Raw genomic sequence first — 12,534 nt, 5'->3', positions numbered from 1 at the left:
ATGGATGCTCTACGGCGTATCAAAATGCCTTAGAATCGTTTCACAGGGCAGCACGCCGGCCCCCACCTCTATCCGCCTACCTATACAGGAGTCAACTTGATTGTCTCGTCACTGCGTTGGAAACACTGGATACCCGCCCTGCTGAGCGCAGCCCTGTTGAGCGCCTGCGGCGGAGGCGATAGCGGCGGAAATACGTCGCTGAGCACCTCGACCGCCGCCGGACAGCTGGTACAGGAGCCGGGCGCTCCCGCCCTCAGCAACAATATTGCCACCGATGGCTTCAACTGGTTCAACTACCGGCGCAGCCAGATCGGCCTGTCACCACTGGTGCGCAATGGCTTGATCGACAGCGCCGCCCAGGGCCATTCCAACTATCTCAATCTCAACAATACAGTGGCGCACGAGCAAGTGCAGGGCAAGCCCGGCTTTACCGGCGTCACACTGGGCAATCGCCTGGCCAAGGCTGGCTACGTCGTCACGTTGCTGCAGGGCGAAGTCATCGCTGGCGCGAGCAACACGTCCGGGTTTTATCTGGCCGAAGAACTGGTGACGGCCATCTATCACCGCTTCGTCATTTTCGAACCGCTCTTCCGGGAAGGCGGCGCGGGTGCGGCTGTCAGTGGCGCCGGTTACGCGTATTTCACCACCGACCTGGCAAGCAACCGCAACTATGGTGCCGGGCTGGCGGCGACGCAAATCGTCACCTATCCATTTGACCGGCAGCAAAAGGTGGCCGTCAGTTTTTCCAGCGATAACGAGGAGCCCGATCCCGTACCGAACCAGGATGTGGTCGGCTACCCGATCAGCGTGCACGCCAATTACGGCACGCCCGTCAGCGTGACGGCGTTCAGCGTGCGCCAGCGCGGTGCCGGCACGGACCTGGCGGTGCGCCAGCTCACGAGCGGCAGCGACGCGCATACACCGGTCTCGGCCGCATCCATCATTCCGCTGGCACCCTTGGCCGGGAACACCACCTATGACGTGAGTTTCATCGGCAAAGTCAATGGCGCGGACGTCACGTACAACTGGTCATTCAGCACGCGCTAGCCTGGCATCGCATGGCAAGCGGGCGCAGTGTTGAGCACGGCAGGATGTAAAATAGCGGCTCCTGCTCTACTGACAGTGAATAGTTTTAGGGCTCTCTGCACACCAGGCATGCTGAAACCACACGCCACTTGCGATGATGATGCCGCCGTAGCGGCATCCGACATGGTTCGTATTCTCGACGTCGAGAACGGACTGGGTCGCATCATGGGCGACCGCATCCTGTATCTGAAAATCCTGCGCCGCTTCCTGCATGACCACGGCACCACGCCGTGCCAGATCCGCGCCGAATTCGAGACCGGAAACTATGCCTCCGCGCGCCTGAAGGCGCATACCCTGAAAGGCGCCGCCGGCATGATCGGTGCGCGCCACGTGCACGGCCTGGCGACAACCCTGGAGTCGGCACTACGTGCCCAGGCGCCCGACCTGGCCCAGCAGATGCAGCAGCTGGAACTGGCGCAGGATCAATTGCTCGGTGCCGTCAGCAGCATGCTGGGCACGCCGGAGACAACCCACACGGCGGCGCAGGACGTGGCGCCCGACCCGGCCGCGCCCGCCATCCAGCTGCTGCTGGCGCGCCTGGCCAGCCATCTGCGCGAAGGCGATGGCGCGGCCATCGACATCCTGGAAAACTCGGCCAGCCTGCTGGCTGCCAGCCTGGGCGTGCACGTCTATCAGGAAGTGGCGGCCGCTGCGCATGAGTTCGACTTCGATGGCGCCCTGGCGGCGCTGCTGCGGCGCCGCTAGCCTCCACGCTCAAGGGTGGCATTGCGCCTCTTCCGCGTAAGCCATGCCGCAATGCTTGCCGCAAAAGCGGCGCACGGCATCGATCGGCTTGTCGCAGTACCAGCAAGCGCCTTTTGGCGGCAAGGTGGCGATCAATTCCGGCATGGCAGGTAACGCCACCATCACCTCCCCCTCGCGTTCCACGACCTCCGGCTGTGTGCTGTCCATGGCGCTTCCTTTCCTGGCGGCACTTCAAGGCCGCTCAGCAAGATTACGTCAGCGCAGTTTGGACTTCATGATAATTCTCAACGGGGCAGATGCTAGCTAGACTTTCGGAAACTGCGCACCGCGTCATTGGCATTGTCGGCAATGACTTTTTGCAGCTTCGGCTGTCCCGCATACTTGGCAGACAGCCGTTTCCACTGTCGCTGCGCCTGGCCGCACGATTGCTCGATGGCTTGGGTGATCTCGCGTTGGCGCGCCTTGTCGTTATCATCCCATTCGCCGGCAAAGTGCTCGCACATCTGGGCGTTCTCGACGAACTGCGCCACGTCCTTCGGCAACTTTTCCTGCGCACCAGCCAGCAGGGGCAGACAACTGAACAGCAGAACCAGCACCAGCTTCATCGAACCTCCTTATTTGCCGATGCAGAAACGGCTGAAGATCACGCCCAGCAAATCGTCAGGTGAAAACTCGCCCGTGATGCTCGACAGCTGCACCTGCGCCAGGCGCAGCTCTTCGGCAAACAAATCCAGCGACTGGTCATCCTGCGCCGCGTGCGCGGCAGCGATGTTCAAGTGCTTGCCGGCCGACTTGAGCGCGATCAAATGGCGTTCACGCGCCAGATACAGCGATTCGCCCGTCTGCTGCCAGCCGGCGATGCGCAGCAGCTCGGCGCGCAGCAAGTCGATACCGATGTGTTCGTGTGCCGACAGATACACGTGCGTGGCATCCGGCAAGGCATCGACGCTGGGCTTGTGGCCGGACAGGTCAATCTTGTTCCACACGCGCACCACGGGCACGCCTTCGGGGAAGGCGGCGACGATGGTTTCATCTGCCTGGGTGGGGCCGTGATCTGCGTCCAGCAGGTGCAAAATCACGTCGGCCTTGCCGATCTCGCCCCAGGTGCGCTCGATGCCGATGCGCTCGACGGCGTCGATGGTGTCGCCCGCGCTGCGGATGCCGGCCGTGTCGATGATGTTGAGCGGAATGCCTTCGATCTGGATGGTTTCGCTGACCTTGTCGCGCGTGGTGCCGGCAATCGGCGTCACAATCGCCACGTCGGCGCCCGCCAGCGCGTTCAACAGCGATGACTTGCCCACGTTGGGCTGGCCCGCCAGCACGACATTGAGACCTTCGCGCAGCAGCGCGCCCTGCGCCGCCTGCGCAAACACTTTATTCAGCGCTTCGATGACGGCTTTCAACTGACCGCGCGCATTCGATTTTTCCAGGAAATCGATCTCTTCTTCCGGGAAATCCAGGGTCGCCTCGACCAGCATGCGCAAGCCCGTCACCTGTTCTACCAGCGCGTGTATCGTATTCGAGAATGCGCCCGACAGCGATTGCGAGGCGGACTTGGCGGCCGCTTCCGTGGAAGCGTCGATCAGGTCGGCCACGGCTTCGGCTTGCGCCAGATCAAGCTTGTCATTCAAAAAGGCACGGCGCGTGAATTCGCCGGGTTCGGCCAGGCGCAAGCCGTTGTCCCGGCCCGCCTCCAGCACGCGCGCCAGCAGCAGCTGCAACACGATTGGACCGCCATGGCCCTGCAATTCCAGCACATCTTCGCCCGTGTAGGAGTGCGGGCCCTTGAAGTGGATGGCGATGCCCTGGTCAATGATGCTGCCGTCGCTTTCCGTAAATGGCAGGTAGGTGGCATGGCGCGGTTTCAGTTGCTGCGCACCGAACAGGGCCGTCATCAAAGGAGCGAGGTTTTTGCCGGAGGCGCGTACCACGCCGATGCCGCCGCGTCCTGGTGCGGTGGCGATGGCGGCGATAGGGGAAGAGTCAAGTTTCATGGGGATATTGTAGATTATTCGGGGAAGCTGTACGCAAAGGAATAATGGCGAAGCGACGACGCTTGTGGCGCCGATTCCTCAGCGGAAGGCTGGGGTCAGACCCAAAGGGTCTGACCCCAAAAAAAAGCCCGCGCGAGGCGGGCTTTCTGTTCGCTGGCCGGGATTACTTGGCGGCAGGCGCGTATTTCTTGGTGATCACCCATTGCTGGCCAATCGACAGGACGTTGTTGACGACCCAGTAGAGTACCAAGCCCGACGGGAAGAAGAAGAACATCACCGAGAATGCCAGTGGCATGAACAGCATCATCTTCGCTTGCATCGGATCGGCCGGCGCCGGGTTCAGCTTGGTCGTGATGAACATCGAGATCGCGTACAGCACGGGCAGGATGCACCATGGGTCATGCTGGGCCAGGTCGGTGATCCAGCCTATCCATGGCGCGCCGCGGATTTCCACGGACGCGTTCAGTACCCAGTACAGAGCGATAAAGACGGGCATCTGGATCAGGATCGGCAGGCAGCCGCCCAGCGGATTGATTTTTTCCGTCTTGTACAGCTCCATCGTGGCCTGGTTCATCTTTTGCGGATCGCCTTTGAAGCGTTCGCGGATGGCTTGCATCTTCGGCGTGACCAGTTTCATCTTCGCCATGCTGCGATAGCCGGCAGCCGACAGCGGGAAGAACAGCAGCTTGATCAGGATCGTGAAGGCGATGATGGTCCAGCCCCAGTTGCCCAGCACGCTGTGGATCTGTTCCATGACCCAGAACATCGGCTTGGCGATGATGGTCAGCCAGCCGTAATCCTTGACCAGTTCCAGGCCAGGCGAGACGTTTTCCAGCAGGTGCGCGATTTGCGGACCCGAGTACAGCTTGCTGTCCATGCTGGCCGAAGCGCCTGGCGCCAGGGTAGGCAGTGGCAGTACATTGCCGATGGCGTACAGGTTGGTGCCGACCTTCTTCGTGAAGATGTCGCGCTTGGCGTTCTCAGGCGGAACGAAAGCGGACACGAAGAAGTGTTGCGAAATCGCAAACCAGCCGCCAGTCGCCGTGGCCGGATGCAGGCCCTTCATGGCATTGTCGTTGCCCTTCTTCTCGTCTTCCACGGCCGCTTTTTCGATTTTCTCGAACGTCAGCTTCTGGTACTTGTCTTGCGGCGTGTACAGGGTCGGACCCGTGAAGCTGCTGTTGAAGAACGAGTCACCGACCGGCTTGTTGCCGTCATGCGTCAGTTGCAGATACAGCTGCGGCGTGACAGGTGCCGCGCCCACGTTGGACACGTCGTGGCGCACGTCGATGACGTATTCGCCGCGCTTGAAGGTAAACGTCTTGGTCAGCTTGACGCCGCCTTCGACCGCTTCCATTACCAGTTGCACTTGCTTGCCGTCACCGATGGTGCGCACGCCAGGCTGCACGGTGAAACCGCTCGCATGGGTAGGGAAAGGACCGCCGACCAGGCCCGATTGCGCCAGGTAGGTATGGTTCGCGCCTTCGTCGAACAGCACTTCGTTTTGCTTGCCGTCATCGGGCTGGCACCATTTGAACAGGCCGAAGCAGCCGCCAAACCAGCCCGGATTGCCCGCGCCCTTGAATTTCAGCAATTCCAGACGCTTGACCTGGCCGCCCAGGGTGTCGATGTCGACCTTGATGACGTCGGTGGTGATGCTAATCACTTCGCGCTTGAACGCGGCGGGATCGACAGCCTCACCCGACAGGGCAGGCACGCCTGCGGCAGCCGATGCAGCCAGGGCATCCGTCTTGGCAGGGGTCGCAGGCGCCTTGGCGGTTTGTTCCGTGTTCGCGGAGAACATCGACGGCTTGCCGTTCGAGATCATCCATTCGTTCCAGAGAATTACCAGCGAGACGGAAAACACGATCCACAGGATGGTACGTTTATTGATATCCATTAGGGTATTTGTCAGGAGTGGTTGCAACCGCAAGCGGTCGTTGAAGATTGTTTGCAATCGGCCGGCGGCACCGGGTCGACGCCCCCATCATTCCAGGGGTGGCAACGGCACAGGCGCTTGGCAGCCAGCAGGCTGCCCTTGGCCGTACCGTGCACGCGCAGCGCTTCCATCGCGTAATGCGAACAACTTGGATAGAAACGGCAATTCTGTCCCAGCATGGGGCTGATCAGCAACTGATAAGCGCGCAGCAGGAACAGCAGCAGGGTTTTCATGGCGCGGATGGTGGTGGCGCAGCAACAGAACGGGCCTGGGCGGCGATTTGCGCCGCAAACAGGCGGCTCAATTCCTCACGCAGCTCAGCTTTGAGCTGGCTCGTGGTGGCCGGGCCATCCTTGCTGTTGACGGCGCGCGACAAACGCACCACGCAGTCGACCGGCGGCATCGCGCTGTTGCGAAACAGCTCGCGCGTGACGCGCTTGATCGTGTTGCGGGTCGCCGCGCGCGGCGCGAAACGCTTCGCCACAACGACGCCCAGCCGCGCATGCGGCAATTGATTGTGTCGGGTGTACAGCACAAAATGCGCTGTTTTTTGCGAAGGGCGCAAACGAAAAACGGATGAAAATTCATCCGTTTTAACGATACGCCGAAAGCGCGCGAAGTCGTGTGAACCTTCGCGTTGATTGCCGACTGGAGTACAGCTAGCCACGCGATCAGCTGTCAACGACAAGCCTAGACGGCCAGACGTTTGCGGCCCTTTGCGCGACGTGCGTTGAGCACATCACGGCCACCACGGGTAGCCATACGAGCGCGGAAGCCGTGCGTACGCTTGCGGCGAACGACGGAAGGTTGGTAAGTACGTTTCATGTTGGTCTCGCTAAAAACAAAAAAAATGCAAAATCGGGTCTGACGTCCCGTCAGTTTTTGGTGCCAATGACAATCGCGCACTTATGCCAAGGCACAAGCTGGCCAATCTCATCGCCCGCTTGAACGCGCACCAAATCTACTACGCGGAGCGATTTGCGGCCTCCGGTGCTCACTGTGCCTTCGCACAGTTGCGCGCCTCAGCCACAACTCATCACCGCTCGCTACGATTTGGTACTGCGTCGTTAATCCACGCTTAGTCCATATTGTCGTTCCAAATGAATAAACACGGAATACGGGCGGGGAACCCTGAATTATTCAGCATATGCCCCCCTCTTGTCAAGGATTGCCGTGATCGCCCGAAAATTTACGCGCCGCGCCCCATCTTCCGGCAAGGCCCCGCCACAGGCCGCGCCAGCACTGCCTGAGACGGGATAACCGGGGGATAAGTCGCCTCTTATACACACGGCGCCCCACCCCGCCACAGAAAAATAACAGCCGTGCCTGTGGATAACTTTGGCAGTCGGGAGTAGAATAGCGCGTTACGTGTGGCGAGCCCTCGCGCGACGCCGGCCTTGCAACACGGTGAACGCAGGGCAGAATCGATACGCCCTCCCACACCTTTTCACATAGACATACATGGATAATTTCTGGCAGGCCTGTTCCGCGCAGTTGGAACTGGAGCTGACACCGCAACAATTCAGTGCGTGGATCAAACCGCTTATCCCTCTCGATTACGAAGAGGGCAAGCTGCGCATTGCTGCGCCCAATCGCTTCAAGCTCGATTGGGTCAAGACCCAGTTCGCCAGCCGCATCACTGCGCTGGCCATACAGTACTTCGAAGCGCCCACGGAAGTGCAGTTCGTGCTGGACCCGCGCCTGGCCCTGCCGAAGAAGCCCGTCACCGCCAGCACTCCGGCCAGCGATCCGAATGGCGGCGCGCCCAGCGCGCGCGCCGCGGAGCCGCAGCCCAGCGTGCCGGAACTGAGCATCGGCGCGGCACCGCGCCGCGAGCAGAGCCGCATCAACACCGACCTGACCTTCGACAGCTTCGTGACCGGCAAGGCCAACCAGTTGGCGCGCGCCGCCGCCATCCAGGTGGCGAACAATCCGGGCGTGTCCTATAACCCGCTGTTCTTCTACGGCGGCGTCGGTCTGGGTAAAACCCACTTGATCCACGCTATCGGCAACCAGGTGATGGCCGACAATCCTGGCGCGAAGATACGCTACATCCACGCGGAACAGTACGTTCGCGACGTAGTGACCGCTTACCAGCGCAAAGGTTTCGACGACTTCAAGCACTACTATCACTCGCTCGACATGCTGCTGATCGATGATATTCAATTCTTTGGCGGCAAGAGCCGCACGCAGGAAGAGTTTTTCTATGCGTTCGAGGCATTAATTGCCGCAAAGAAACAGATCATCATCACCTCGGATACCTATCCGAAGGAAATCACGGGCATGGACGACCGCCTGATCTCGCGCTTCGACTCGGGCCTGACGGTGGCTATCGAACCGCCGGAACTGGAAATGCGCGTGGCGATTTTGCTGAAAAAAGCCAAGCAGGAAGGCGTGACCTTCTCCGACGACGTGGCCTTCTTTGTCGCCAAGCACCTGCGCTCGAACGTGCGCGAGCTCGAAGGCGCGCTGCGCAAAATTCTTGCGTACTCGCGTTTCCATGGCAAGGACATCACGATCGATATCGTCAAGGAAGCCCTGAAGGACTTGCTGTCGGTGCAGAACCGCCAGATTTCCGTGGAAAACATCCAGAAAACAGTGGCCGACTTCTTCAATATCAAGGTCGCCGACATGTATTCGAAGCGCCGGCCCGCAAATATCGCCCGGCCGCGCCAGATCGCCATGTACCTGGCCAAGGAATTGACACAGAAGAGCCTGCCGGAAATCGGCGAACTGTTCGGCGGCCGCGACCACACCACGGTGCTGCATGCCGTGCGCAAGATCGCGCTGGACCGCACCAAAAACCCGGAATGCAACCACGAATTGCATGTGCTGGAGCAAACGTTGAAGGGCTAAGCACCATTTGGCAAGACTGGCTCAAAACGTGCTTTACCCTTATTATCTGGGAGGGCACCGCAGCCGGTCTGTCGGGGCTCCTTATGGCAACAATTGTTAAATTAATACGTTAAACGTCGTACTGTTCAACCTATACATTGAGGATAAATATGCAATTGGTCAAAACCACCCGAGATACCCTTCTCCGGCCACTGCAGATCGTGAGCGGTATTGTCGAGCGTCGGCACACTATGCCGATTCTGGCCAATATCCTCATCCGCAAAGACGGTGAAAATGTCTCCTTCCTGTCGACCGACACCGAAGTGCAGATCACTACGCACGCGGAAATCGGTTCCGGTGCGGACGTTACCGGCACCACTGTGGCCGCGCGCAAGCTGCTGGACATTTTGCGCGCCCTGCCCGAATCGGGCGACGTCACGATGACCCTGCTGAACAAGCGCCTGACCGTGCAAACGGGCAAGTCGCGCTTCGCCCTGCAAACCCTGGCGGCGGAAGAGTTTCCAACCGTGCAACAGGCGGAAAGCTATAACGCCTCCGTCACCCTGCCCCAGAAAACGCTGAAGCACCTGTTCAATATGGTGCATTTCTCGATGGCGCAGCAAGACATCCGCTATTACCTGAACGGCTTGCTGCTGGTTCTGGATGGCAATAATGTCATCGCCGTCGCCACCGATGGCCACCGCCTGGCGTTTTGCCAGGTCGCCACCGAGCAGACGTTTGCGCGCCAGGAAGTGATTATTCCGCGCAAGACCATCATCGAACTGCAGCGCCTGCTGGAAGAGAACGATGAGCCGGTGCAGCTGGACATCGCCGCCAACCAGGTGAAACTGACCTTTGCCGACATCGAGCTGATCTCGAAGCTGGTGGAAGGCAAGTTCCCCGACTACACGCGCGTGATTCCAAAAGGCTACAAAAACGACTTCACCATCGGCCGCGATGAACTGCTGCGTTCGCTGCAGCGTGCCGCCATCATGACCAGCGACAAGTTCAAGGGCGTGCGCTGCATCATCACCCCGGGCAGCATGAAGATCAGCTCGACCAATGCGGACCAGGAAGAAGCCGTCGAAGAGCTGGAAATCGACTACGGCGGCGACTCCGTCGACATCGGCTTCAACGTGACGTACCTGCTGGACGTGTTGAACAACCTGAAATGCGAATACGTCAACATCGCGCTGGGCGACTCGAACTCGTCCGCCCTGATCTCCATCCCGGACAATGCCGACTTCAAGTATGTCGTCATGCCGATGCGGATCTAAAGACCACAGCCGTGACGTAGGTCGGATTAGCGCAGCGTAATCCGACATGCTGAATCGCCGTCTGTCGGGTTACGCCGTTCCGGCTAACCCGACCTACGGTCATCAGCCAGCAGCCCCGAATCAATCAGCAATCGTTATTTGAGAAAGCAGTCCATGTCCGAGAATCCACAAGACACCCCGATCCAGGCCAAAACGGAAGAATACGGCGCCTCCTCCATCCAGATCCTGGAAGGCCTGGAAGCCGTGCGCAAACGCCCGGGCATGTACATTGGCGACACCTCGGACGGCACCGGCTTGCACCATCTGGTATTCGAAGTGCTGGACAACTCCATCGATGAATCGCTGGCCGGCCACTGCACGGATATCCACGTCACCATCCACAGCGACAATTCGATCTCGATCACCGACAATGGCCGCGGCGTGCCGACCGGCCTGAAAATGGACGACAAGCACGATCCGAAGCGTTCGGCGGCGGAAATCGTCATGACCGAGCTGCACGCGGGCGGCAAGTTCGACCAGAACTCGTACAAAGTCTCGGGCGGCTTGCACGGCGTGGGCGTATCTTGCGTCAATGGCCTGTCGAAACTGCTGAAACTGACCATCCGCCGCGATGGCAAAGTGCATCACATGGAATTCGTGCGCGGCGTGCCGCAAGACCGCCAGATCGTCATGGTGGGCGACATCGCCACCTCGCCGATCAAGGTCATCGGCGAAACGGACAAGCGCGGCACCGACGTGCATTTCTGGGCCGACGAAGAGATTTTCACGCACGTGGAATTCCACTATGAAATCCTGGCCAAGCGCATCCGCGAACTGTCCTTCCTGAACAATGGCGTCAAGATCAAATTGTCGGACCAGCGCACGGGCAAGGAAGAAATCTTCGCCTTCGAAGGCGGCACGCGCGGTTTCGTCGAGTACATCAACAAGGCCAAATCGGTCTTGCACCCGACCATTTTCCAGGCCACGGGCGAGCGTTTGTCGGACCAGGGCACGAACATTTCGGTCGACGTATCGATGCAGTGGAACGATGCCTACAACGAACAAGTGCTGTGCTTTACGAATAACATCCCGCAACGCGACGGCGGTACCCACCTGACGGGCTTGCGCGCGGCCATGACCCGCGTGATCAACAAATACATCGATGAACACGAGTTCGCCAAAAAGGCGAAAGTGGAAATCAGCGGCGACGACATGCGCGAAGGCCTGACCTGCGTCTTGTCCGTGAAAGTACCGGAACCGAAATTCTCGTCGCAGACGAAAGACAAGCTGGTATCAAGCGAAGTGCGCGGCCCCGTCGAAGAAATCGTCGCCAAGACCCTGGCCGACTACCTGCAAGAAAAACCGAACGACGCCAAGATCATTTGCGGCAAGATCGTCGAAGCAGCGCGCGCCCGCGAAGCGGCCCGCAAGGCCCGCGACTTGACGCGCCGCAAAGGCATCATGGACGGCCTGGGCCTGTCGGCCAAGCTGGCCGACTGCCAGGAAAAAGACCCCGCCCTGTGCGAACTGTACATCGTCGAGGGTGACTCGGCAGGTGGCTCGGCAAAACAAGGACGCGACCGCAAGTTCCAGGCCATTTTGCCGCTGCGCGGTAAAGTGCTGAACGTGGAAAAAGCCCGTTTCGAGAAAATGCTGTCGTCCGAGCAGATCACCACCCTGATCGCCACGCTCGGCACCTCGATCGGACCGGACGAATTCAACGTCGAAAAACTGCGCTACCACCGCATCATCATCATGACCGATGCGGACGTCGACGGCGCCCACATCCGTACCCTGCTGCTGACCCTGTTCTACCGCCAGATGCCGCAACTGGTCGAACGCGGCCACATCTACATCGCGCAACCGCCGCTGTACAAAGTGAAATCGGGCCGCGACGAGCGCTATCTGAAAGATGACGCCGAAGAAGCGAGCTACATGATGACGGTGGCGCTGAACACGGCCGTGCTGGTGCCGCGCACTGGCGCGGATGGCATTTCCGGCGAGACGCTGACGGAACTGGTGCGCAAGTTCAACCTGTCGAACACCATCATGACGCGTCTGACGCGCGTCATCGACCGTGCCGCCCTGACGGCCATCATGACGGGCGTGCAGCTGGACCTGTCGACCCTGGACCTGGCGGAAACTTCCGCACTGGCCCTGCAGACGGCCATCAACGATAGCGCAGTGAAAGTGCACGTGCGTTCCGACGACTTGTCGGAAAAACACATGCTGCGCATCGAGCGCATGCACCACGGCAACGTCAAAGTCAGCGCCATCGACGCCGACTTCGTGCAAGGCCCGGACTACGCCGTACTGAGCAGCGGCGCCGCCACCTTCGAAGGCTTGATCGGCGAAGGCGCTTTTGTCCGCCGCGGCGAAGGCGAGCGCGTCAAGGAAATCGCCGTGGTCGACTTCCACCAAGCCATGCAATGGCTGCGCGACGAAGCCGAACGCACCGTCTCGAAACAGCGCTACAAGGGTCTGGGCGAAATGAATCCTGACCAGCTGTGGGAAACCACGATGGACCCAACCGTGCGCCGCCTGCTGAAAGTGCAGATCGAAGACGCGATTGCTGCGGATCAGATCTTCACGACCTTGATGGGCGACGACGTGGAACCACGCCGCGCCTTCATCGAAAACAACGCGCTGCGCGCGGGCAATATCGACGTGTAAGCCAGCTTGCCTGGTTTCCGTGACTGCCAAGGCGGCCCCTTTCAGG

At 60.0% G+C, this 12,534-nt stretch carries 12 protein-coding genes; 5 read left to right on the top strand and 7 right to left on the bottom strand.

Features of this window, described 5'->3' with window-relative positions:
* Positions 1-96: 96 nt before the first annotated feature.
* Both C8C89_RS05735 and C8C89_RS05730 read left to right on the top strand, forming a co-directional pair.
* Positions 97-1,047, top strand: a complete 951-nt coding sequence (locus C8C89_RS05735) for a CAP domain-containing protein (protein WP_306821371.1) — start codon at positions 97-99, stop codon at positions 1,045-1,047.
* 108 nt (positions 1,048-1,155) lie between these two features.
* Positions 1,156-1,791 (top strand): Hpt domain-containing protein, encoded by a 636-nt coding sequence (locus C8C89_RS05730; protein ID WP_133989109.1) that lies wholly within the window; start codon positions 1,156-1,158, stop codon positions 1,789-1,791.
* Between the two features lie 9 nt (positions 1,792-1,800).
* Here the strand turns inward: C8C89_RS05730 and C8C89_RS05725 are convergent, their stop codons facing one another.
* The 7 genes from C8C89_RS05725 to rpmH all read right to left on the bottom strand — a co-directional run bounded on the left by C8C89_RS05725 (position 1,801) and on the right by rpmH (position 6,549).
* On the bottom strand, positions 1,801-1,998 hold the full coding sequence (locus C8C89_RS05725; RefSeq protein WP_133989108.1) for a hypothetical protein: 198 nt from the start codon (positions 1,996-1,998) through the stop codon (positions 1,801-1,803).
* 92 nt (positions 1,999-2,090) lie between these two features.
* On the bottom strand, positions 2,091-2,396 hold the full coding sequence (locus C8C89_RS05720; protein WP_133989107.1) for a hypothetical protein: 306 nt from the start codon (positions 2,394-2,396) through the stop codon (positions 2,091-2,093).
* Between the two features lie 9 nt (positions 2,397-2,405).
* On the bottom strand, positions 2,406-3,785 hold the full coding sequence (gene mnmE, locus C8C89_RS05715; RefSeq protein WP_101483120.1) for a tRNA uridine-5-carboxymethylaminomethyl(34) synthesis GTPase MnmE: 1,380 nt from the start codon (positions 3,783-3,785) through the stop codon (positions 2,406-2,408).
* Between the two features lie 163 nt (positions 3,786-3,948).
* Positions 3,949-5,685 carry a membrane protein insertase YidC gene (gene yidC / locus C8C89_RS05710; protein ID WP_133989106.1) on the bottom strand — a complete coding sequence of 579 codons (1,737 nt, stop codon included), beginning with the start codon at positions 5,683-5,685 and terminating at the stop codon, positions 3,949-3,951.
* A gap of 11 nt (positions 5,686-5,696) precedes the next feature.
* Positions 5,697-5,957 carry a membrane protein insertion efficiency factor YidD gene (gene yidD, locus C8C89_RS05705; protein ID WP_101483122.1) on the bottom strand — a complete coding sequence of 87 codons (261 nt, stop codon included), beginning with the start codon at positions 5,955-5,957 and terminating at the stop codon, positions 5,697-5,699.
* Complete coding sequence (rnpA, locus tag C8C89_RS05700; protein WP_101483123.1) at positions 5,954-6,391, bottom strand: ribonuclease P protein component; 438 nt, start codon at positions 6,389-6,391, stop codon at positions 5,954-5,956. Before rnpA ends, yidD begins: the two co-directional genes overlap by 4 nt.
* A 23-nt stretch (positions 6,392-6,414) precedes the next feature.
* On the bottom strand, positions 6,415-6,549 hold the full coding sequence (rpmH, locus tag C8C89_RS05695; RefSeq protein ID WP_010401996.1) for a 50S ribosomal protein L34: 135 nt from the start codon (positions 6,547-6,549) through the stop codon (positions 6,415-6,417).
* 636 nt (positions 6,550-7,185) lie between these two features.
* Between rpmH and dnaA the strand changes: the two genes are divergently transcribed.
* The 3 genes from dnaA (at position 7,186) to gyrB (ending at position 12,488) form a co-directional block, all read left to right on the top strand.
* On the top strand, positions 7,186-8,580 hold the full coding sequence (gene dnaA / locus C8C89_RS05690) for a chromosomal replication initiator protein DnaA (protein ID WP_034781304.1): 1,395 nt from the start codon (positions 7,186-7,188) through the stop codon (positions 8,578-8,580).
* Between the two features lie 149 nt (positions 8,581-8,729).
* A complete protein-coding gene (dnaN, locus tag C8C89_RS05685; protein WP_034754341.1) occupies positions 8,730-9,836 on the top strand; it encodes a DNA polymerase III subunit beta in 1,107 nt (368 codons plus the stop codon).
* Between the two features lie 153 nt (positions 9,837-9,989).
* Entirely contained in the window at positions 9,990-12,488 is a 2,499-nt protein-coding gene (gene gyrB / locus C8C89_RS05680; protein ID WP_133989105.1) for a DNA topoisomerase (ATP-hydrolyzing) subunit B, read from the top strand.
* Positions 12,489-12,534 lie beyond the last annotated feature (46 nt).

It is taken from the genome of Janthinobacterium sp. 75 (assembly GCF_004365495.1).
In the GTDB taxonomy this organism is placed as follows: Bacteria; Pseudomonadota; Gammaproteobacteria; order Burkholderiales; family Burkholderiaceae_D; genus Janthinobacterium.
The sequence above is the reverse complement of the archived record's forward strand: the minus strand, read 5'-3'. Positions and strand labels throughout refer to the sequence as shown.